The sequence below is a fragment of the Mycobacterium gordonae genome, assembly GCF_017086405.1.
Lineage (GTDB): Bacteria > Actinomycetota > Actinomycetes > Mycobacteriales > Mycobacteriaceae > Mycobacterium > Mycobacterium gordonae_D.
The window spans coordinates 3,124,495-3,145,665 of sequence record NZ_CP070973.1; the positions used below are offsets into that span (position 1 = coordinate 3,124,495).

Consider the following 21,171-nt stretch of genomic DNA (forward strand, 5'->3'; position numbering starts at 1 on the left):
CGTGGTTGGCTCTTCTATCCCTGCCGTGCTGCGTGAACGCGCGAGTCTGAATCCGAGCGGTGCGGCGCTCACTTACATCAACTACGACCAGGATTGGGAAGGCGTCGAAGAGACGCTGACCTGGGCGCAGTTGCACCGCCGCACGCTCAACATCGCCGAGCAGCTCAAGCAGAACGGCTCGCCGGGTGACCGGGCGTTGATCCTGGCGCCGCAGGGACTCGAATACGTCGTCGGTTTCCTCGGCGCACTGCAAGCGGGTTTCATCGGGGTGCCGTTGTCGGTGCCCTACGGCGGCGCCCACGACGAGCGGACCATCTCGGTGCTGGGTGACACCGCGCCATCGGTGATCCTGACGACGTCGGCGGCCATCGGCAACGTCAAGGAGTGCGTCGAGCCGCAGGCGGGGGAGAACCCACCGGCGATCCTCGAAGTCGATCGGCTCGACCTCGACTCGCGGCCGAAATCTTCCCGGCCGGAACGCGTTGCGGACGAGGGTTCGCGAACGTCGTACCTGCAGTACACGTCCGGCTCCACCCGCACCCCGGCCGGCGTCACTGTCTCCAACGCCAACGTGTTCGCCAATTTCGAGCAGATCATGGCGGACTTCTTCGTCCACGAAGGGGGCGTGCCGCCCGCGGACATGAACGTGGTGTCCTGGCTGCCCCTCTACCACGACATGGGTCTGCTACTCGGAGCGATCATGCCGATATTGGCCGGCCGCCGCACGGTGCTGACCAGCCCGGTGGCTTTCCTGCAGCGACCGGCCCGCTGGCCGCAGCTGATGGCGCGGTATGGAGAGACCATCTCGGCCGGACCGAATTTCGCGTTCGACATCGCCGTGCGCAAGACATCCGACGAGGACCTCGCCGGCTTGAATCTCGTCGGTGTGCACACCGTCCTCAACGGCAGCGAGCGGGTACAACCGGCGACGCTCAAGCGATTCGCCGACCGGTTCGCCCGATTCGGATTCGCCGCCAAGGCGCTGCGGCCGGCCTACGGCATGGCCGAAGCGACGGTGTACATCCAGACCCGCAAGGTCGGTGAGCCCCCGGAGATCGTCTATTTCGACTCCGAGAAGCTGCCGGACGGCCAGGCGGTCCGGGTCGAAAATGGTAGCGGCACACCGCTTGTCAGCTACGGCGTGCCGAAATCGCAACTCATCCGCATTGTCGACGGCGACACCCGCAGCGAGTGCCCGGAGGGCACGGTCGGCGAGATTTGGGTGCAGGGCGGGAACGTCGCGTCCGGCTACTGGCAGAAGCCGGAGACGACGGCGGGAACCTTCGGTGCGACGATCGTCAACCCGTCCGAAGGAACCCCCGAGGGCCCGTGGCTGCGAACCGGGGATTCCGGATTCTTCTCCGACGGCGAACTTTTCATCATGGGACGAATCAAGGATCTGCTGATCGTCTACGGACGCAACCACTCTCCCGACGACATCGAGGCGACCATCCAGGAGATCAGCGCGGGCCGGTGCGCCGCGATCGCCGTTCCGCAGGACGGTGTCGAGAAGCTGGCCGCCATCGTCGAGGTCAAGCAGAAGAGCGAGGAGTCGGCGCAGGATCTGGCCGAGCGGCTCGGTGTGCTCAAACGGGACATCACGGCCGCCATCTTCGATTCGCACGGCCTGAACGTTGCCGACCTGGTGCTCGTATCACCCGGGTCGATACCGATCACCACCAGCGGCAAGATCCGCCGCCAGCAGTCCGTGCAGATGTACGAGGACCAGGCATTCTCGCGGTTGGACGTCTGACGGGCCGGCATGAGTACGGCCGCCCGGATTCCGCTGCTTCCCGTCAACGAGGCCAAGGCCGCCGCCGATGAAGCGGGCGTGCCGGACTATATGGCGGAGCTCAGCATTTTCCAGGCGCTGCTGAACCATCCGCGATTGGCCGGAGTGTTCAACGACCTGCTCGCCACCATGCTCTGGCACGGCGCCCTCGACCGCAGATTGCGTGAGCTGGTGATCATGCGGATCGGGTGGCTCACCGAATGCGACTACGAGTGGACTCAGCACTGGCGAGTGGCCTCCCGACTGGGCGTGTCTGCCGAAGATCTGGTGGGTGTGCGGGATTGGCAGGGCTACAACGGGTTCGGGTCGACCGAGCGGGCAGTGCTGGCGGCGGCCGACGACGTCGTGCGGGACGGCGCCGTGAGTGCCGCGAGCTGGGATGCCTGCGAACGCGAATTCGGCGGCGACAAAACAGTTCTCATCGAGCTGGTCAGTGTGATCGGCGCGTGGCGGATGGTTGCGTCGATTCTGCGGAGCCTGCAGGTTCCGCTGGAAGACGGTGTGGCCGGGTGGCCGCCCGACGGCCGGGCGCCCTCGTCATCCCATTGCTGAGGCGTAGCGTCGGCGGCATGCGAACCAGAGTTGCCGAGATGCTCGGCGTTGAGTTTCCGATCTGCGCCTTCAGCCACTGCCGCGACGTGGTGGCCGCGGTGACCAATGCGGGAGGTTTCGGGGTACTCGGCGCGACCGCCCACAGCCCGAAGCGGCTCGAGAGCGAGCTCACGTGGATCGAGGAGCGGACGCACGGCAAGCCCTATGGGGTTGACCTGTTGCTCCCACCGAAATACGTCGGCGCCGACACCGGCGGCGTCAACTCACGGCAGGCCCAGGATCTGCTGCCCGCCGAGCACCGGGCGTTCGTCGAGGAGATCCTGACGCGCTACGGCGTTGCGCCACATGCCGAGCAGGAGCAGGCGGTCAGGGGTGGGCTCAACATCTCACCCAAGGGCTACGAACCGCTACTGGAAGTGGCCTTCGCGCACAACATCCGGTTGATCGCCAGCGCGCTGGGGCCGCCTCCGCAGGACCTGGTCGAGCGGGCGCACAGCCACGACGTGCTGGTGGCAGCGCTGGCCGGCACCACCGAGCACGCACGCCGGCATGCGGCGGCGGGGGTCGACCTGATCGTCGCGCAGGGCACCGAGGCCGGTGGGCACACCGGTGAGGTCGCGACCATGGTGCTGGTTCCCGAAGTGGTGGACGCGGTGGCGCCTACGCCCGTGCTGGCGGCAGGCGGGATCGCCCGGGGCCGTCAGATCGCGGCCGCAATGGCCCTCGGCGCCGAAGGGGTGTGGTGCGGATCGGTGTGGCTGACCACCGAGGAAGCCGAGACCGCGCCGGTGGTGAAAGACAAATTCCTGGCCGCGACGTCGTCGGACACGGTGCGGTCCCGGTCGATGACCGGCAAACCGGCCCGCATGCTGCGCACCGCCTGGACCGAGGAATGGGAACGACCGGACACACCTGATCCATTGGGCATGCCTCTGCAGACGGCGCTGATCACCGATTCCCAGGTACGGATCAACCAGGCCGCCGCCCACCCCGGCGCCCAGGCACGCGAGCTGGCGACGTACTTCGTCGGTCAGGTGGTCGGCTCGCTCGATCGGGTCCGGCCGACCCGTGCGGTGGTGCTCGACATGGTCGAGGAGTACATCGACACCATCGGTCGGCTCACCGATGTGACATAGCGAACTCATAGCGGAACCTAACCTGGACATCGCCACCAAGCGGTGGCAGTTTGCCCAGCTCAGAGGCTGTATTTCTGAGGAAAGGCTGTGGGCGTCCGTAGCGAAAGCATAAAGATGGGCCAACTGGCTGGTGCCGCGTTGACCACGGCCCGTCAGTCGTGCATGATCGGTCAAGCAAGCACCTCGTTAGGTGAGGCGGCTACACGAACACAGGCCACTGACCCCGAACGTCGAAAGACGCCCCGGGTCAGGACAGCTCCTCCCGGCTTAAGGGTTGAGCCCAGGTGGCTTCCGGTTTACCGGACACGTCGGGTAGTGCCGAAGCTCTGACGAGAGGGGTGCGGATTACCGGCGGTCGCCGGCATTCTGTTCTCCTACGTGTGCGCAGCAGATCACGCGAATAGTCGCGTGGGATCGCGACCGAGAGGAGGTGAGGGACGCATGAGTTCCAGTGGTAGTCCGGGTCGATATCCGGGCGATGTTTCGTCCCTGACCATTCTTCGGCGCGACACTCTCGGCTGATTCTCAGCCAGACTCCACGTCGGAATCGTTGTGGGACGGGACTTCCCAAGATTCTTTTGAGGTCCACCTGTCAACGTTCAGTCCGAGGAGGCGATCATGACCGCTGCCCTGTACGACGAAGTAGTTACCGTCACCGCTGCGCCCAAGCTGCACGTGGTGCGCGACGTTCCGCCCGCCCCCGCGCCGAAGAAGGCCCGCCGCACCGACGAGGTGCTCGCCGCTGGCGGCGACCCGCTGGTGGCCGGCGCCGCCCGACTGCTCAACATCCCGCTGCGGCACATGTACGCCGCGCTGTGGCGCATTGGTGTGCTCGAGGTTCATGCATAAGGCCATGGACAGCGACAAACTCGGGACTCCGAGGGGTTAGCCGACCGCAGGGAGTGTCCTGCGGCCGGCCCACCCCTCGGAGTCCCGCTCGATGGTTGCGACCCGCTGCACCCGGCTTCGCCGGGTTTGCGATCGCAATTAGAATCAACACACCAGCGTCGATCCGGCCATCACCGGGGAGCTTTCGGAAGAACAGCCGATCCGGCCCAGTAGAACCGAACGGGCAGGCCCGTCACAGCCTTGCGAGTGGTCACGCGTCAGCGTGGCAAGCGGGGTGGTACCGCGGCGTTCGCGCACCAGCGCATCCGTCGTCCCCGTGCCTGAACTCCTCGAGGCACCGGAGACGACCTACGTGAGCGACGAAGCTGGATTGAAGGCTCAACTGGAAGCCGGCCACACGGCCTATCCCAAGCTGGCCGGCGGTGCGCCCGACTTCCCAGCGCTCGAGCTTGACGTGCTCGACTACTGGTTCCGCGACGACACCTTCCGGGCGAGCATCGCCCGCCGCGACGGCGCCCCGGAGTATGTGTTCTACGACGGACCGCCGTTCGCCAACGGTCTGCCGCACTACGGGCATCTGTTGACCGGCTACGTCAAAGACATCGTGCCGCGCTATCGCACCATGCGCGGCGACAAAGTGGAGCGCCGGTTCGGTTGGGACACACATGGTTTGCCGGCCGAGCTGGAAGTCGAGCGGCAGCTCGGCATCACTGACAAGTCGCAGATCGATTCGATGGGGATCGCCGCATTCAACGACGCCTGCCGCGCATCGGTACTGCGCTATACCGACGAATGGCAGCAGTACGTGACCCGCCAGGCGCGCTGGGTGGACTTCGACAACGACTACAAGACACTCGATCCCAACTACATGGAGTCAGTCATCTGGGCCTTCAAACAGCTCTGGGACAAGGGCCTGGCCTACGAGGGCTGCCGGGTGCTGCCGTACTGCTGGCGCGACGAGACTCCGCTGTCCAACCATGAACTGCGCATGGACGACGACGTCTATCAGAGCCGCCAGGACCCCGCGCTCACGGTCGGGTTCCAGGTACAGGGGGGCGAGTTGGACGGCGCCTACCTGTTGATCTGGACCACCACTCCGTGGACCCTGCCGTCCAACCTTGCCGTCGCGGTGAACCCCGCGGTGAGCTATGTGCAGGTTCGTTCCGGCGATCGGCGTTTCGTACTGGCCGAGGCGCGACTGGCCGCGTATGCCCGCGAGCTCGGGGACGAGCCCGAGGTGCTGGGCACCTACCGGGGTGCAGATCTACTCGGCGCTCGCTATCTGCCGCCGTTTCCGTATTTCATGGACTCGCCCAAGGCTTTTCAGGTGCTCTCCGCCGACTTCGTCACCACCGAGGACGGCACCGGGCTGGTTTCCATAGCGCCGGCGTACGGCGAGGACGACATGGCGACCACCGACCCTGTCGGAATCGTGCCGGTCACCCCGGTCGACGCCAAAGGCCGATTCGACGCGACCGTCCCGGACTACCTGGGGCAGCACGTCTTCGAGGCCAACCCGCAGATCATCCGCGACCTGAAGAACTCAACTGGTCCCGCCGCGGCCAACGGCGCGGTGCTGCTGCGGCACGAGACCTACGAACACCCCTACCCGCACTGCTGGCGCTGCCGCAACCCGCTGATCTACCGGGCGGTGTCGTCGTGGTTCGTGCGGGTGACTCAGTTCCGCGACCGGATGGTGGAACTCAACCAGCAGATCACCTGGTACCCCGACCATGTCAAGGACGGACAGTTCGGCAAGTGGCTGCAGGGCGCCCGCGACTGGTCCATCTCACGAAACCGCTACTGGGGCACCCCGATCCCGGTATGGAAGTCCGACGACCCGGCCTACCCCCGCATCGACGTCTACGGCAGCCTCGACGAGCTGGAGCGCGACTTCGGGGTGCGGCCGAACAATCTGCACCGGCCCTACATCGACGAGCTCACCCGGCCCAACCCCGACGACCCCACCGGCAACAGCACCATGCGTCGGATCTCCGACGTGCTCGACGTGTGGTTCGACTCCGGCTCAATGCCGTACGCACAGGTTCACTACCCGTTCGAGAACCGGGACTGGTTCGACAGCCACTATCCGGGGGACTTCATCGTCGAGTACATCGGCCAGACCCGCGGCTGGTTCTACACGTTGCACGTGCTCGCCACCGCGCTGTTCGACCGGCCATCGTTCAAAACCTGTGTCGCCCATGGCATTGTGCTCGGTTCGGACGGGCAGAAGATGAGCAAGTCGCTGCGCAACTACCCCGATGTGACCGAAGTGTTCGACCGCGATGGCTCCGACGCCATGCGCTGGTTCCTGATGGCATCGCCGATCCTGCGCGGCGGCAACCTCATCGTCACCGAACAGGGCATCCGCGACGGGGTACGGCAGGTGCTGCTGCCGTTCTGGAACGCCTACAGCTTCCTGGCCCTGTACGCCCCGAAAGTGGGAGCGTGGCGCACCGATTCGGTGCACGTGCTGGATCGATACATCCTGGCCAAGTTGGCGGTGCTGCGCGACGACCTGACCGCGGCACTCGACACTTGCGACATCTCCGGGGCCTGCGAGCAGCTACGGCAATTCACCGAGGCGCTGACGAACTGGTATGTGCGACGATCCCGTTCGCGGTTTTGGGTGGAAGACGTCGACGCGATCGACACCCTGCACACCGTACTGGAGGTGACCGCGCGGCTGGCCGCCCCGTTGTTGCCGTTGATCACCGAGATCATTTGGCGCGGGCTGACCGGGGGGCGCTCGGTGCACCTGACGGAGTGGCCGGCGGCCGCCGAGTTGCCCGTCGACCCCGATCTGGTCGCCGCGATGGACCAGGTGCGTGACGTGTGCTCGGCGGCGTCGTCCCTACGCAAGGCCAAGAAGCTGCGGGTACGTTTGCCGTTGCTCAAATTGACTGTGGCAGTGGAAAATCCGTCTCAGTTGCAGCCCTTCACCGAACTGATCGGCGACGAACTGAACGTCAAGGCGGTCGAGTTGACCGACGCGATCGACACCTACGGCCGGTTCGAACTCACCGTCAACGCTCGGGTCGCCGGCCCGCGGCTGGGTAAGGACGTGCAGGCCGCCATCAGGGCGGTCAAGGCCGGTGAGGGCGTGGTCAATCCCGACGGCACCTTGACCGCGGGCCCCGCGGTGTTGCAGCCCGAAGAGTACAGCTCCCGATTGGTGGCCGCCGACCCGGAATTCACCGCGGCGTTGCCCGGCGGTGCGGGGTTGGTGGTGCTGGACGGCACCGTGACCCCGGAGCTGGAGGCCGAGGGCTGGGCCAAGGACCGCATCCGGGAACTGCAGGAGCTGCGCAAGTCGACCGGGCTGGACGTGTCCGACCGCATCGCCGTGGTGATGTCGGTGCCTACTGAGCGGGCCGAGTGGGCGACACGGCATCGCGACCTCATCGCCGGTGAAATCCTGGCCACCAGCTTCGAATTCGGTGAGCCAGCGGACGGGGCCGACATTGGTGACGGGGTGCGGGTCTCCATTCAGCGCGTATCCGGGTGAGGCACGGCCAGAACGGAGGGGACGATGCGGGTTCTCGGGCTGTTCCGCGTACATAACGGCGAGGACATCCTGCCCCGGGTGCTTGGCTCGTTGTCCGGGTGGTGTGACGACATCTACGTCATCGACGACCGCAGTACCGACAACTCGGCCGAGATCCTGGCTCGGCACCCCGCCGTGACCAACGTCGTGCGTGCCCGGTCCGATCTCCCGCCCACCCCGTGGCTGATCCCGGAACCTCCGGGGCTCGAATTGCTTTATCGCATGGCCGATTTCTGTCGCCCCGACTGGATCGTGATGATCGACTCCGATCAGGTGGTCGAGACAGATGTCGACGTCCGGGACCTGCTGGCGGGCATTCCGGACGACGTCACGGCGCTGATGTGCCCGATGATCCCGACGTGGCACGACCGAGAGTTCCCGGAGATGATCCCGATCATGGGGCCCGCCGAGTCGGTGCGGGGGCCGTTCTGGCGCTGGCGTCCGGGTCTGCGCGCCGGGACGAGGATGATTCACAATCCACACTGGCCGGCCAACATCGCCGAAAACGGTCGCATCGAGATGGTGTACGGGGTCCGCCTGGTGCATCACGGCTGGTCGACCCTGGCCGAACGAGTGGCCAAGGTCGATCACTACCGCAGAATCGACCCGGACTGTCGGCTGAACTACGGCGTCCCCTACGACCGTGCGCTGTTGTTCGGCTATGCCCGCGACGAGGTCGACCTGCTCAAGGCTGACTACCGCAGGCGGGCAGGCGGCGACTTCGACGCGGTCGAGGTGGGCGCCCGCCTGCCGATCGCGCGCGAGCATCTCGCGATCGGCGCCGGCTACGGCCCCCGCGCCGGCTCTTTCCACCCCGGTATCGACTTCGCCGCGCGCCCGGGCACCGCGATCCACGCTGTAACGTCCGGAACAATCCGCCGTACAACAGATCTCGATGACGACGGGCTGCGGTTGGTGGTGGTGTCCAACGCAGACGCGGACATGGTCTACGTGTTCCGGTCCGGTGGCGAATTCCGCGTGGGTGATGAGATCGCCGCCGGTGCGCGGATCGGCGCCGTCGGCCAGGAAGCCGAATCATCAGACGGTTACCTGCATTTCGAGGTCCACACCGGTGGCCGACACACCAACCCATTGCGGTATCTGGGCAACCGGGGCCTGCTGCCATGGCCGCCCCGGGGGCGGCCCCGTCCGGTGTCGGGTACCTATCCGGCGGCGACGCCGTGCAGCATCACCGTCCCTGCGTGAGCCGCTCGGTCACCGCGCGCGCCGACCGGATGGCCGATCGTGCCTCCTGCAAGATCTTAGCCGGATGCTGCTCATCCAACTCGCCCAGTCGGTTATACCGCTCGACACCGAATCCCGCTGATTCCACACGGATTCCGAACGGTAACGCCAACGTCCGCAGCGCCTCGAAGTGCAGGTAGGGAACCACCGGTTGGCCGGTCACCAGCAGACACGTCGACCGCTGCATGCCCACCGTCTGCGCGGCGAAAGTGTACGTGTCGCCGGAGTTCGCCCGACGGTTGTCCGGGTCGGGGGACGGTGTCTCCAACAGGGTTACCGGCACACCCACGTCGTTGCTTTCCGGCGGTAATCGCCAGACCGCCCGGTCGCGGTGCGGCCGATCAAGCCGTCGGCGTGCATGTTGCTGAATTTCTCGGATGTCCAGCCCCAGCGCTTCACCGGCCGCGCCCGCCAGCAGGTCGAATTCCGTGCGGGCCAGTGGCGCAATGGCGGCCACGGCGTCTCGCTCAGAATCCATCAGTTCGCGCGAGGCTGCTGCCAACACGACGTGACCGATGCGCCGTCCCGTCGCGATCTCCCGTGCGTAGGCGACCCGCAGCAGGTTGGTGTAGCGGCCGCCGCCGATGACCAGGATGTAGTCGAAATCGTCTGCCCTGGGCATCGACTGACCGATGAGGCCGAGTTCGTCGGCGAGCGCCACAATCCGGTCCAGCTGGGCTGCGGGCACATCGAGACGGGGGATCAGCCATCGCACCGCGCCCGCGGCGTCCTGGTTGTGTACCCGGCCGGCACCTGCTCGTGCCTGGGCCCGGTAGTTCCATACGTTGCTGAACTCGTCGAGCCACGCCAACCGCGCGACGAGGCCCAGGTCAGACGGAACGGCTCCGCCGAACATCGTCACCAGCTGAGTCAGGGCCGGATGGGTGGCCCAAGCTTCGATCTCCTGGCGAACTTCGGTCGCGAACTCGCCGCCCGAGTGCTCGACGTCAGCGGGTCCGTTATTCGACGGAGACACCGAGCATTCCCCCTGTCGGCCGTTGGTGCAGCACCCCTATCGGCCACCGTACGTGTTGGGCTCGGCTAACCTCGCGAGCCACGTCGGCTCAGTAAGCTGTAACCCGTTCAGCGAAGAACGGCTTGGAACGCGGGGGGCTTTGCGCGGTGAGAATTCTCGTGACTGGGGGAGCGGGCTTTCAGGGCAGCCACCTTGCCGAGGCGTTGCTCGGCATGGGGCATCAAGTGACCGTGCTCAATACCCTGTCCAGTGCCGCCAAGGGAAACACCCGCCGCCTTCAGGCTGACGGGCGGGCCGATGTGGTCTTCGGTTCGGTGACCGACGCCGAACTGACCGCCAAGACGGTGCCCGAACACGACGTGGTGTTCCATCTCGCCGCCAATGTCAACGTCGACAAATCGCTCACCGATCCCCGGAGTTTCCTGGAGACGAACGTGATGGGCACCCACAACATCCTTGAGGCGGCACGCGCGAGCGGATCGCGCGTCATCTACGCCTCGACCTGTGAGGTGTACGGCGACGGCCAGGGCCTCGCGGAGGACGAACTCCTCGACGAGAGCGCCGAATTGATGCCGAACAGCCCCTACGGTGCGTCGAAGGCGGCGGCCGACCGGCTCTGCTACTCCTACTTCCGTTCCTTCGGAATGGACATCAGCGTGGTCCGGCCGTTCAACATCTTCGGCGAGCGGCAGAAAAACGGAGCGTTCGGCGCGCTGATCCCGATACTGGTTCGCCAGGCGATGGCGGGCAACGATCTCACCGTCTTCGGTGCAGGTACCGCGACCCGTGATTACCTCCATGTCAGCGACGTAGTCCGTGCCTACCTGCTGGTGCTTGCCAACCCGGGCCTTAGAGGCCGGGCCATCAACTTCGCCAGCGGCGTCAACACCAGTGTGCGTGACATCGCCCAATACATCGCCGGCAAGTTTCAGGTGGACGTCGTCCACAGACCGCCCCGGCCCGGGGAGGTCGCCCGTTATCCGGCGAACATCGAGCTGGCGCGCAGCATCGGGTTCGCCCCTCGGGTCGGAATCTGGGCCGGCATCGACCGTTACGTGGAGTGGGCGATGGGCCGATCCGACAGCGAGATTGAACTCGCAGCCAACTGACCCGCGCCGCTACAGCAAGCCACCCGGAAGTGGCGAGGATGGCGACCCGGTCAGGCCGGGCAAAGACGGCAGGCCGGGCAGCCCGGGCAGAGACGGCAGGCTCGGCAGACTGCCCAGCCCGCCTAGTAGGGACGGCAGCGACGGCAGACTGCCCAGCCCGCCCAGCAGAGATCCCAGATCCGGCAGGGACGGCACACTTAGCCCGGGTAACAGAGACCCCAGCGTCGGCAGTCCCGGCACCGTGATCTGGGGCAGGGGAAGCAGAGGGCTCGGTAACGGAGGCGCCCCAATCGCCTGTGCGAGTTGTTGGGGTGCGTAGAGCAGGAGCCCGGGCAAGATCCCGCCGGTCGGTGTGCCGCCCATCGGGACGCTGACGATGGGGCTACCGGGAAGCGGATCGATGTTGACCGTCACGGTCGACAGGGGAGTGAGGATTCCTCCGACCGGGATGCCTGCGTGCAGCGGGACGGTGATGGCAGGAACACCACCGAGCACAGGCAGGGGCACTCCGGGCAGCGTCACCCCCAACGTGTACTGGCCGTTGAGGAAGCCGTCCGCGACGACGGCAGGTGCGGTGAGGACCGCAACGGCCGCCCCGAACCCGTCTCCGCTCTGGACTGCGCTGTTGAAGGCCGCTCCGACCGAGGCTATGGCGTTGGCCGTGGTGATGGGCGAACCGATGGCGTCGATGCCGAGCGCTATCGGCATGCCGAAGAAGGCGGCTCCGATTTGCAGGGGATTGGTCAGGTTGACGCCGATGGAGTAGGAGAAGTCGCTAACGGTCGCCAGCACGTTTACCGCGTTTTGTCCGATGCGCCCCGGTATCGAGGCGATAGGAGCCAGGTCGGTCAGTATCTGGGTCGCGGCGGCCCCGGCGGCCAGGTGTTGGCTCGCATTTGTGAAGGCCGCAGCTATTATCTGCCCGTAGCCCGACTGGTTGGTGATGAATTGGCGCAGGAATGGAAACGGGTTGGCGGTCAGATTGTTGCCGAGGCTCTGCAGGTTGGCGATGGTGTTCGATCCGAGTGCTTGATACGGCCCGGTGATGGCGGCCAGGCTGGGGGGTGTGGGTCCGGGCGTCGACCCGAATATTCCAGGCAGTAAGGATTGCAGTGGCGGAAAGATCCCCAGGCCGCCGAGGTTGCCCAGTCCGAGACCGTCCAGGATCGAGGCGGCAGGCGCTGCCGCCAGGCCAGGCGCTCCGTTCGCGAACATCCGCTCGACATTGGCGATTTCGGTGCTGAGGTACGCCCCGACGCTCGAATTCAGCGCCTTGACGAACTCGGCATGGAATGCCTGCGGCTGCGCGTTGAGTGCCTGTACTCGACGCCGAGATCGTCGAACATCGCTGCGATCGCGGCTGAGATCTCGTCGGCTGCTGCCGGCGCGATGGCCGTAGTGGTGCCTGCGATTGATTGAGAGGCCTGCGCTATTGCCGATCGAATACCAGACAATTCCTCTGCCGCTGATTCAACCCAGTCAGGAACAACTAATATGGACACAGGTATCCCCCTTGACCCCGTGATATCGGTCGGGCGCTTCGCCTACTTGCAAGTGACCAAAGTTTGCTGCTCTTAAACATGCGCACAGCGATGGGTTTCTTTCGTGTCACCTGGTCTTTAGATCTCTATCCGGATAGGGGCTTCGCTATTCGGCTCATTGGAAAATCGATGTACAAAATTCTTGTCCAATGCGCGAAAGCAGAGGCAGGCGCTGCCTGATGCGGACCACGCCACGGCGGGCCAATAGCATCGATAGCCGTGGAGTCCCGTTGGGTGCTGCACCTGGACATGGACGCTTTCTTCGCATCCGTGGAACAACTCACCCGTCCGACCTTGCGCGGGCGTCCGGTGCTGGTGGGTGGGCTGGGTGGTCGAGGAGTCGTGGCCGGAGCCAGCTACGAGTCGCGGGTGTTCGGCGCCCGATCGGCGATGCCGATGCACCAGGCCCGCCGGTTGGTCGGGGTGAGCGCGGTGGTGCTGCCGCCCCGGGGAGTGGTCTACGGCATCGCCAGCCGTCGCGTGTTCGACACCGTGCGCAGCCTGGTTCCCGTGGTGGAGCAGCTGTCGTTCGACGAGGCGTTCGGCGAACCGGCACAGCTCGCCGGGGCATCGGCGGGCGACGCCGAGAAGTTCTGCGAACTGCTGCGACGCCGGGTTCGCGACGAGACCGGCTTGATCGCCTCGGTGGGTGCGGGCTCGGGCAAACAGATCGCCAAGATCGCGTCGGGCCTGGCCAAGCCCGACGGGGTCCGGGTGGTCCGCCGCCCCGACGAGCGGTCGTTGCTCGACGCTCTGCCGGTGCGACGCCTGTGGGGAATCGGCCCGGTCGCCGAGGAAAAGCTGCACCGACTCGGCATCGAGACCATCGGGCAGTTGGCCGCGTTGAGCGACGCCGAAGTTTCCAACATTCTGGGCGCGACCATCGGGCCCGCGCTGCACCGGCTGGCCCGAGGCATCGACGACCGCCCAGTCGCCGAACGTGCCGAAGCCAAACAGATCAGTGCCGAATCCACTTTCGCCGCCGACCTGACCACCCTGGAGCAACTACGGGAGGCCATCGAGCCGATCGCCGAGCACGCCCATCGGAGGCTGCTGAAAGACGGTCGTGGCGCGCGCACGGTGACGGTGAAGCTCAAGAAGTCGGACATGAGTACCCTCACCCGCTCCGCGACGCTGCCCTATGCGACGGCCGAAGCGAGCGCCCTGACAACGGTGGCTCGCCGGCTACTGCTCGACCCGCTGCAGATCGGACCGATTCGTCTTCTGGGCGTTGGCTTTTCCGGTCTCAGTGACGTACGACAGGAATCGTTGTTCCCTGAGCTGGACCTGTCGCCGGAAACCGAGGCGCATCAGGATTTCGACACGTTGCGTGCCGCGCTGCTCACCGGACAGGACGGCTCGTCGTGGCGGATCGGCGACGACGTCGCGCATCGCGAGTGGGGGCACGGGTGGGTGCAGGGGGCAGGTCACGGCGTGGTGACCGTCCGGTTTGAGACTCGCGGTTCGGGACCGGGCACGGCCCGCACGTTTCCCCTCGACACGGCAGATCTCAGCGCTGCCAACCCGGTCGACAGCCTGGACTGGCCGGACTATGTCGGCCAACTGCGCGACCAGGAACCGGATTCCGTGCCGGCCACGTCAACCCCAGCGGCCGACGACATCGGCAACCGGTAGTCCCGCCGTCAGCGCCGCCATCACCAGCACCCGGGCCTGCGACGGCGCCAGCTGCGGCACCATCACGGCGCCCGCCGCCGCCAGGTCGTGGCCGGGTCCGTAAGCCGCACTGACCCCGCCGGAGGGGACCCGGGTCGATACCGCGATCACCACCCCGTCGCGGCAGAGGCGGCGCACCCCGTCGACCACGGCTGCTCCGGCGTTGCCGGATCCCATCGCTTCGAGCACCACGCCCCGCGCACCGGCCGCTGCGAAGGCATCCAGCGCGACGGCGTCACTGCCCAGGTAGGCGGCCGCGATATCGACCCGCGGTGCGGCGGCGGCGTTCAAGTCGCCAAGGAACGGGCGCACCTTGGCGCCGGTCACCGTCATCTCGCCGGTCACGGTGGCAAGCAGGGACCCGGCGAAACCGCTCATATCCTGCGTCTTGGCCTTGCGTAGGCCCAACGGCTGCAACACCCGGCCGGCGAAGCACACCAGGACCCCGAGGTCACGGGCTTGCAGGCTGGACGCCACGATAAGCGCGTCGCGCAAGTTGGCCGGGCCGTCCGCGTCGGGAGCGTCGGCGCTGCGCATTGCCCCGGTCAGCACCACCGGAGCGGGACCGGCATAGCCCAACTCCAACCACAGGGCAGTTTCCTCCATGGTGTCGGTGCCGTGGGCGATGACCACTCCGGCGGCGCCGTCGTCGATCGCGGTGAGCATCGCGGCGCGGATGCGGTCCCAGTCGGCAGTGACGAGTTCGGAGCTGTCGATCGCCATCAGGTCGACGATGTCGACGTCGAATGCCTGCCTGAGACCGGTGGCGAGCTGGGCGCCACTGCGGGCGGGCCGGCGGACGCCGTCGGCGCCGGTGGTCGTCGAGATCGTCCCCCCGGTGGTGATGACGGTGATGCGGCCCATGAGGGGATCATTCCTTAACCGGTGTGTGGCGCTCGTGGCCAGTAAGCGGCTATCGTCCCGGTCCCGCGGGGACGACGAGGGTCAGCGCATTGCCACGGCGCTCCACGCGCATACCAGCTCTGCGGGCCACGGCGGCGACCGCAGCGGCATCGTTGGGCTCCGCTTTCGTGGTGGCCAGCGCGCGGGCCAGACGGCCCTTGTACGCCTTGTTGAAATGCGTCACCGAGGTGCGGCGGCCGTCAGGATGCTGGGCCAGGACATCGACGCTGATCGCGCTGGGTGTCCGTCCCAGCGCCACATACGAGCCCGAGCGCAGATCGACGATCAGGTTTTCGGCGGCCAGCTCGGCGAGCGCCGGCGCCAGCACGGGCCGCCATCGGACGGCCAGCGTGGGTTTGTCGGGGATTTTCGATGTCGCGGACAGTCGGTACGCGGGCACCCGATCATCGGCCCGAAGCAGCCCGAATAACGCCGAACCGATGAACAACCGCGCCCGCGCGCGTGTCGCCTGCGCGCCACGAAGCGACTCGATATCGAGGGCGTCGTAGAGAACACCGGTGTAGCGGCGGATGGCCGGTAACGCCGGCGCGGTGCGTAGCGCGGCGTTGCGTTGGATCTCGGCGTCCTGCGCGGGGGAGAGGCCCAGGGCCGCTCTGCACGTCAGCGGGTCGGAGGCGAGTTCGACCAGTTCGCCGACCAGTGCCGACCGCAGTGGCGTCAGTCCAGGGCTGGAAAGTTCCCCGAGTCGTAACGGTGGTCCGTCCCCTCCGGTCCGCTTGGTCTCCGACGGAGGTAGCAGCACAATCACGGGTACAGACCTTAGTTAGTGGATGATGGGGGGGTGCCTGACGAACCAACAGGATCCGCTGATCCGCGTGCTTCAGCCGTGAACGCCGAAGCAGCCGACGAACCCGTGGCCTCCGCATCGCAGGCGCCGCCCCGGCGTTTGCGCCTGCTGCTGTCGGTTGCGGGGGTCGTGCTTGCGCTCGACATCATCACCAAGGTCCTGGCGGTCAAGCTGCTACCACCAGGCCAGCCGGTCTCCATCATCGGTGACACCGTGACCTGGACTTTGGTGCGTAACTCGGGCGCCGCCTTCTCGATGGCGACCGGCTACACCTGGGTGTTGACCCTGATCGCGACCGGCGTCGTGGTCGGCATCTTCTGGATGGGGCGGCGGCTGGTCTCCCCGTGGTGGGCGCTGGGCCTCGGCATGATTCTGGGCGGCGCGATGGGCAACCTGGTCGACCGCTTCTTCCGGGCACCCGGACCCCTGCGCGGTCACGTCGTCGACTTCCTGTCGGTCGGCTGGTGGCCGGTGTTCAATGTCGCGGACCCATCGGTAGTCGGCGGCGCCATCCTGCTCGTCGTGCTCTCCATCTTCGGTTTCGATTTCGACACCGTCGGTCGCCGGAAGTCTAACGGCGGCAATGAGGATCAGGACGCCGTTGACTGAGCGCTCGATGCCGGTCCCGGACGGATTGGCGGGCATGCGCGTCGACGCCGGCCTGGCCCGCCTGCTGGGCCTGTCCCGCAGTGCCGCGGCGGCTATCGCCGAAGACGGCGGTGTCGAGCTCGACGGCGCCACCGCGGGCAAGTCCGACCGTCTGAACGCCGGCGCATGGTTACAGGTGCGGCTACCGGAGCCGCCCAAGCCGCCGGAGAACACCCCCGTCGACATTGAGGGCATGACGATCCTCTACTCCGACGACGACATCGTCGCCGTCGACAAACCGGCTGCGGTGGCCGCGCACGCCTCGGTGGGCTGGACCGGTCCGACGGTCCTCGGTGGCTTGGCGGCCGCGGGCTACCGGATCACCACCTCCGGTGTGCACGAGCGGCAAGGGATCGTGCATCGCCTGGACGTCGGCACCTCCGGGGTGATGGTGGTGGCCATCTCCGAACGCGCCTACACGGTGCTCAAGCGGGCGTTCAAACAGCGCACCGTCGAGAAGCGATATCACGCACTGGTGCAGGGCCATCCCGACCCGTCCAGCGGAACCATCGACGCGCCGATCGGCCGCCACCCCGGACCGGAGTGGAAGTTCGCGGTCACCCGGGACGGCAGGCACAGCATCACGCACTACGACACCATGGAGGCGTTCGTCGCCGCCAGCCTGCTCGACGTGCACCTGGAAACCGGGCGCACCCATCAGATTCGGGTGCACTTCTCCGCGCTGCACCACCCCTGCTGCGGCGACCTCGTCTACGGTGCCGACCCGAAGCTTGCGAAAAGGCTTGGTCTGCAACGGCAATGGCTGCACGCGCGATCGCTGGCCTTCGCGCACCCGGCCGACGGCCGGCGGATCGAGATTGTCAGTCCCTACCCCGACGATCTGCGGCATGCCCTGGACGTACTACGCGCCGAGGGCTGACCGTCCCGGCTTGCGAGCCTCGATGAGCACCCGCGTCGGATGGGTGACGAAACGTCCCTCGGCCGTGATTCTTTCGTGCAGCTCGCGCAACCGTGAGTAGTACGGCTCGGCGGTGAAATCGGGCACCGTCCAGATCAGCTTACGCAGGAAGTAGATCACCGCGCCGATGTCGAAGAACTCCGCCCGTAGCCGTTCCATGCGCATGTCCAGCACCCGCAGCCCGGCCGCTTGTGCGCCGGCGCGCTGGGCGGCCGGCTCGTACAGCGCCCACAGCTGCGGCTGCGGCCCGACGACGTGCGTCACCAATTCCGACACCGTCGCCGGACCGGGATGCTGGGCGAAATAGGTTCCGCCGGGGCGCAATACCCGGGCGATCTCGACCCACCACACTGCGACGGGGTGACGGCTGATCACGAGATCGAAGGCTTCGTCGGCGAATGGCAGCGGTGGCTCGTTGCCGGTGGCGACCACCACCACGCCTCGCGGATGCAGCCGTCGGGCGGCAAGTGCCGCATTGGGCGGCCATGATTCGGTGGCCGCCATGGTCGGCGGGAACGTCTCCGCCCCGGCCAGCACCTCGCCGCCGCCGGTATGGATGTCCAGTGCCGCCGACGCCTCCGCCAATCGCCGGCTCATCAGCCGCTGATACCCCCAGGATGGCCGCTGCTCGGTAGCGCGCCCGTCCAACCACGAGAAGTCCCAGCCTTCGACGGGCGCCACGACCGCTTCGGTGACGAGATCATCGAACGAGCGCATGCTCAGCATTGTCACTCAGGCTTGCGGGCTTCGACGAGGACACGGGCCGCGTGGGCGATAAACGGTCCGTCGGTTTGGATGCGCTCGTGAAGTTCACGCAGCCGCCCGCGGTAGCGGTCGACGGTGAAGTCGGGCAATGTCCAGATCACTTTGCGCAGGAAGTAGACGACGGCGCCGACGTCGAAGAATTCCTGCCGCAGCCGTTCGAGTCGCATGTTAACGATTTGCAGACCGGCTGATTCCGCATGTGCACGTTCGTGTTCCGGGTCGCGGCGGGCCCAGGCGTGCGGTTGCGGCCCGATGAAGAATTCGACCAGCTCCGCCGCTGTGGCCGGGCCGATGTGCTGGGCGAGATAGGTTCCGGCGGGCCGCAGCACCCGGGCGATCTCAGACCAGGGCACGCTGTTGGGGTGCCGGCTGGTCACCAGGTCGAAGGAATCGTCGGCGAACGGCAGCACCGACTCGTCTGGCACGGACACCACCACCACGCCGCGCGGGTGCAGGAGCCTGGTGGCCAGCGCGGCGTTCGGCGGCCAGGGCTCGACGGCGGCCATGGTCGGCGGAAATCTCTCCGCTCCCGCCAATACCTCGCCGCCTCCGGTCTGGATGTCCAGTGCCGCCGAGACGCTCGCCAGCCGACTGCTCATCAGCCGTTGGTAACCCCAGGACGGGCGCTGTTCGGTCGCGCGGCCCTCCAACCATGAGAAGTCCCAACCGTCGACCGACGCCGAATCGGCTTCCGCCACCAGCTCTTCGAAGGCGCGATCACTCACTGGGTGTGGCAGACGAATTTGGTGCCGCCTAGATCCAGGGTCACCTCGCCCTGGTGCTCCCAGTATTCCGACCCTTGCCGGCCATACCTGGCGCCACTGCCGGAGGGCTGGATGAAGAGGATGACGCGCACGCCTTTCCAGTCCAGTACCGCGGTCTTGGGATCGAGCTGGTTGTAGAACTGCGCGGTCAACGTTCCGGCGTCGGCGGGGCAGTTGTAGGTCACGACGGGTGGCGCGACGGTGGCCGGGTCGGCGATGGCCAGTTCGACCAGCCGCGTCTGGTAGGCCTCGAGCACGCAGACCCGCATCTCGACGGCATCGGCGCACCCGTCGCGCACGGTGGCGAATGCGCCCTGTGCGGTGGTCAGGGAGGGCTGGTCGGCGCCCGGCCGCGCCAGCGCTTGCTGGTAGGCGGCCTGCAGACGTTGGTCCAGATCGCTCAACTGCGGATCGTCGCAGACCAACTGCTGCGCCTTGTTCGCCGGCTTGGCGCAGTCGAACGTCCGGGCCGGGGCGGGCGGCTTGGCGGAGGTGGTCGCGGACGACGTGGGGCTCGAGGACGCCGCGGGCCGGGACCCGCCGGATTGGCCACTGCAGGCGCTGACGAGCAGTACGGCCAGGATGGCGACGATCAGTCTCATACCTGCTGACTACCGGGTTGCGGGTAGCAGCACACCCGCGACACGCCGTCGAGGGCGCCGCAGACTTACACCTGAACGCACCTGCTTTGCCGCGAGGGTCCGCAAGGTTGGGTCGCGAGGGTCCGCAAGATGCCGGGCGTGGCGGCGTGTCGGTGGCGACATGCGGGGCTCTCGGCGGGCGGGGGAGAGGGCAAGTCCGCGGCCGCGGCCACGGCATCTCGATGACCGTGTCATCGCCTGTATACCTATTCACCGATTGATGTCCTAGGTTGGCTTCATGACCCTCCGTCACAACTTCCACACCGCCATCAGGAGCAACTGTCGATGAATCTTGGTGACCTCACGCATCTGGTCGAAAAACCGTTCGCGGCTGTGTCGAACATGATCAACACGCCGAATTCCGCGGGTCGGTACCGGCCTTTCTATCTGAGGAATCTGCTGGACGCCGTCCAGGGCCGCAAGCTCAGCGATGCGGTCCAAGGCAAAGTCGTTCTCATCACGGGCGGGTCGTCCGGCATCGGCGAGGCCGCTGCGCACAAGATCGCCGAGGCGGGCGGCACTGTCGTATTGGTCGCCCGCACCCTGGAAAACCTCGAAAAGGTCGCCGACGACATACGGGCCAACGGGGGTACCGCGCACGTCTACCCTTGCGATCTGTCCGACACCGACGCCATCGCCGCGATGGCCGACAAGGTGCTCGAGGACCTCGGCGGTGTCGACATTTTGATCAACAACGCCGGCCGCTCGATCCGGCGCTCACTGGCGCTGTCCTACGACCGGATCCACGACTACCAGCGCACCATCCAGCTGAACTACCTCGGCGCGGTCCAGCTGATTCTCAAGTTCATCCCCGGTATGCGGGAGCGCGGTTTCGGCCACATCGTCAACGTCTCCTCGGTCGGCGTTCAGACGCGCGCGCCGCGCTTTGGCGCCTACATCGCCAGCAAAGCCGCGCTGGACAGTCTGTGCGACGCGCTCCAGGCGGAGACCGTGAGCGACAACGTCCGGTTCACCACCGTTCACATGGCGCTAGTTCGCACGCCGATGATCAGCCCGACCACCATGTACGACCATTTCCCGACGCTGACGCCCGATCAGGCAGCCGGGGTGATCACCGACGCGCTGATCCACCGGCCCCGGCGTGCCAGTTCGCCGTTCGGGCAGTTCGCCGCGGTCGCCGACGCCGTCAATCCGGCTGTGATGGATCGGGTACGCAACCGCGCATTCGGCATGTTCGACGACTCCTCGGCGGCGAAGGGCAGCGAGAAACCAAGCGACGAAACAGATCTCGACAAACGCAGCGAAACCTTCCTGCAGGCTACCCGAGGGATACATTGGTGA

The 21,171-nt window shown here is 66.6% G+C and carries 18 protein-coding genes, 1 pseudogene and 1 riboswitch; of the genes and pseudogenes, 11 read left to right on the top strand and 8 right to left on the bottom strand.

Going from position 1 to position 21,171, the window contains the following annotated elements:
- The first annotated feature begins 1 nt into the window (after position 1).
- The 6 genes from JX552_RS13330 (at position 2) to JX552_RS13355 (ending at position 9,082) form a co-directional block, all read left to right on the top strand.
- Positions 2-1,753 (top strand): AMP-binding protein, encoded by a 1,752-nt coding sequence (locus JX552_RS13330; protein WP_205877834.1) that lies wholly within the window; start codon positions 2-4, stop codon positions 1,751-1,753.
- Positions 1,754-1,762: 9 nt separating this feature from the next.
- Positions 1,763-2,344 (top strand): carboxymuconolactone decarboxylase family protein, encoded by a 582-nt coding sequence (locus JX552_RS13335; protein WP_205877835.1) that lies wholly within the window; start codon positions 1,763-1,765, stop codon positions 2,342-2,344.
- A 17-nt stretch (positions 2,345-2,361) separates the two neighbouring features.
- Positions 2,362-3,480 carry an NAD(P)H-dependent flavin oxidoreductase gene (locus tag JX552_RS13340; RefSeq protein WP_205877836.1) on the top strand — a complete coding sequence of 373 codons (1,119 nt, stop codon included), beginning with the start codon at positions 2,362-2,364 and terminating at the stop codon, positions 3,478-3,480.
- 175 nt (positions 3,481-3,655) lie between these two features.
- Positions 3,656-3,825, top strand: a riboswitch (M-box (ykoK) riboswitch).
- A gap of 273 nt (positions 3,826-4,098) precedes the next feature.
- Positions 4,099-4,329, top strand: a complete 231-nt coding sequence (locus tag JX552_RS13345) for an Rv1535 family protein (RefSeq protein ID WP_205877837.1) — start codon at positions 4,099-4,101, stop codon at positions 4,327-4,329.
- A gap of 382 nt (positions 4,330-4,711) precedes the next feature.
- Positions 4,712-7,837 (top strand): isoleucine--tRNA ligase, encoded by a 3,126-nt coding sequence (ileS, locus tag JX552_RS13350; protein WP_205878421.1) that lies wholly within the window; start codon positions 4,712-4,714, stop codon positions 7,835-7,837.
- 24 nt (positions 7,838-7,861) lie between these two features.
- Positions 7,862-9,082 carry a peptidoglycan DD-metalloendopeptidase family protein gene (locus JX552_RS13355; protein ID WP_205877838.1) on the top strand — a complete coding sequence of 407 codons (1,221 nt, stop codon included), beginning with the start codon at positions 7,862-7,864 and terminating at the stop codon, positions 9,080-9,082.
- On the opposite strand, the gene JX552_RS13360 is transcribed toward JX552_RS13355, so the two are convergent.
- On the bottom strand, positions 9,066-10,097 hold the full coding sequence (locus tag JX552_RS13360) for a hypothetical protein (protein ID WP_205877839.1): 1,032 nt from the start codon (positions 10,095-10,097) through the stop codon (positions 9,066-9,068). The genes JX552_RS13355 and JX552_RS13360 overlap by 17 nt on opposite strands.
- Positions 10,098-10,243: 146 nt before the next feature.
- Here JX552_RS13360 and JX552_RS13365 point away from each other — a divergent pair, with 146 nt between their 5' ends.
- Complete coding sequence (locus JX552_RS13365) at positions 10,244-11,206, top strand: dTDP-glucose 4,6-dehydratase (RefSeq protein WP_205877840.1); 963 nt, start codon at positions 10,244-10,246, stop codon at positions 11,204-11,206.
- A gap of 9 nt (positions 11,207-11,215) precedes the next feature.
- Here the strand turns inward: JX552_RS13365 and JX552_RS13370 are convergent, their stop codons facing one another.
- On the bottom strand, positions 11,216-12,421 hold the full coding sequence (locus JX552_RS13370; protein WP_205877841.1) for a hypothetical protein: 1,206 nt from the start codon (positions 12,419-12,421) through the stop codon (positions 11,216-11,218).
- Positions 12,422-12,442: 21 nt separating this feature from the next.
- Positions 12,443-12,708 (bottom strand): annotated as a pseudogene (locus tag JX552_RS34110) (PE family protein); the annotation flags it as partial.
- Between the two features lie 258 nt (positions 12,709-12,966).
- Here JX552_RS34110 and JX552_RS13380 point away from each other — a divergent pair.
- A complete protein-coding gene (locus tag JX552_RS13380) occupies positions 12,967-14,382 on the top strand; it encodes a DNA polymerase IV (RefSeq protein ID WP_488663605.1) in 1,416 nt (471 codons plus the stop codon).
- Here JX552_RS13380 and JX552_RS13385 read toward each other — a convergent pair.
- A complete protein-coding gene (locus JX552_RS13385; protein WP_205877843.1) occupies positions 14,347-15,285 on the bottom strand; it encodes an asparaginase in 939 nt (312 codons plus the stop codon). The genes JX552_RS13380 and JX552_RS13385 overlap by 36 nt on opposite strands.
- 49 nt (positions 15,286-15,334) lie before the next feature.
- Positions 15,335-16,093, bottom strand: a complete 759-nt coding sequence (yaaA, locus tag JX552_RS13390; RefSeq protein WP_205877844.1) for a peroxide stress protein YaaA — start codon at positions 16,091-16,093, stop codon at positions 15,335-15,337.
- Positions 16,094-16,126: 33 nt separating this feature from the next.
- Between yaaA and lspA the strand changes: the two genes are divergently transcribed.
- Complete coding sequence (lspA, locus tag JX552_RS13395) at positions 16,127-16,741, top strand: signal peptidase II (RefSeq protein ID WP_205877845.1); 615 nt, start codon at positions 16,127-16,129, stop codon at positions 16,739-16,741.
- Positions 16,734-17,660: an RluA family pseudouridine synthase gene (locus JX552_RS13400; RefSeq protein WP_205877846.1), complete on the top strand. Its 927-nt coding sequence runs from the start codon at positions 16,734-16,736 to the stop codon at positions 17,658-17,660. The genes lspA and JX552_RS13400 overlap by 8 nt, the downstream gene beginning before the upstream one ends.
- Here JX552_RS13400 and JX552_RS13405 read toward each other — a convergent pair.
- The 3 genes from JX552_RS13405 to JX552_RS13415 are packed head-to-tail and all read right to left on the bottom strand — an operon-like array spanning position 17,643 to position 19,830.
- Positions 17,643-18,425, bottom strand: a complete 783-nt coding sequence (locus JX552_RS13405) for a class I SAM-dependent methyltransferase (protein WP_205877847.1) — start codon at positions 18,423-18,425, stop codon at positions 17,643-17,645. The genes JX552_RS13400 and JX552_RS13405 overlap by 18 nt on opposite strands.
- 2 nt (positions 18,426-18,427) lie before the next feature.
- Positions 18,428-19,189, bottom strand: a complete 762-nt coding sequence (locus JX552_RS13410) for a class I SAM-dependent methyltransferase (protein ID WP_205877848.1) — start codon at positions 19,187-19,189, stop codon at positions 18,428-18,430.
- Positions 19,186-19,830: an MliC family protein gene (locus JX552_RS13415; RefSeq protein ID WP_205877849.1), complete on the bottom strand. Its 645-nt coding sequence runs from the start codon at positions 19,828-19,830 to the stop codon at positions 19,186-19,188. The genes JX552_RS13410 and JX552_RS13415 overlap by 4 nt, the downstream gene beginning before the upstream one ends.
- A 324-nt stretch (positions 19,831-20,154) precedes the next feature.
- On the opposite strand from JX552_RS13415, the gene JX552_RS13420 reads away from it, so the two are divergent.
- Positions 20,155-21,171 carry an SDR family NAD(P)-dependent oxidoreductase gene (locus JX552_RS13420; RefSeq protein WP_205877850.1) on the top strand — a complete coding sequence of 339 codons (1,017 nt, stop codon included), beginning with the start codon at positions 20,155-20,157 and terminating at the stop codon, positions 21,169-21,171.

What these genes read in the sequence shown, in the direction of transcription:
- JX552_RS13335 (WP_205877835.1), top strand. Translation starts at nt 1,763, where the DNA reads ATGAGTACGGCCGCCCGGATTCCGCTGCTTCCCGTCAACGAGGCCAAG.
- JX552_RS13340 (WP_205877836.1), top strand. Translation starts at nt 2,362, where the DNA reads ATGCGAACCAGAGTTGCCGAGATGCTCGGCGTTGAGTTTCCGATCTGC.
- JX552_RS13345 (WP_205877837.1), top strand. Translation starts at nt 4,099, where the DNA reads ATGACCGCTGCCCTGTACGACGAAGTAGTTACCGTCACCGCTGCGCCC.
- JX552_RS13355 (WP_205877838.1), top strand. Translation starts at nt 7,862, where the DNA reads ATGCGGGTTCTCGGGCTGTTCCGCGTACATAACGGCGAGGACATCCTG.
- JX552_RS13370 (WP_205877841.1), bottom strand. Translation starts at nt 12,421, where the DNA reads ATGTTCGCGAACGGAGCGCCTGGCCTGGCGGCAGCGCCTGCCGCCTCG.
- JX552_RS13385 (WP_205877843.1), bottom strand. Translation starts at nt 15,285, where the DNA reads ATGGGCCGCATCACCGTCATCACCACCGGGGGGACGATCTCGACGACC.
- JX552_RS13405 (WP_205877847.1), bottom strand. Translation starts at nt 18,425, where the DNA reads ATGCTGAGCATGCGCTCGTTCGATGATCTCGTCACCGAAGCGGTCGTG.
- JX552_RS13415 (WP_205877849.1), bottom strand. Translation starts at nt 19,830, where the DNA reads ATGAGACTGATCGTCGCCATCCTGGCCGTACTGCTCGTCAGCGCCTGC.
- JX552_RS13420 (WP_205877850.1), top strand. Translation starts at nt 20,155, where the DNA reads ATGAATCTTGGTGACCTCACGCATCTGGTCGAAAAACCGTTCGCGGCT.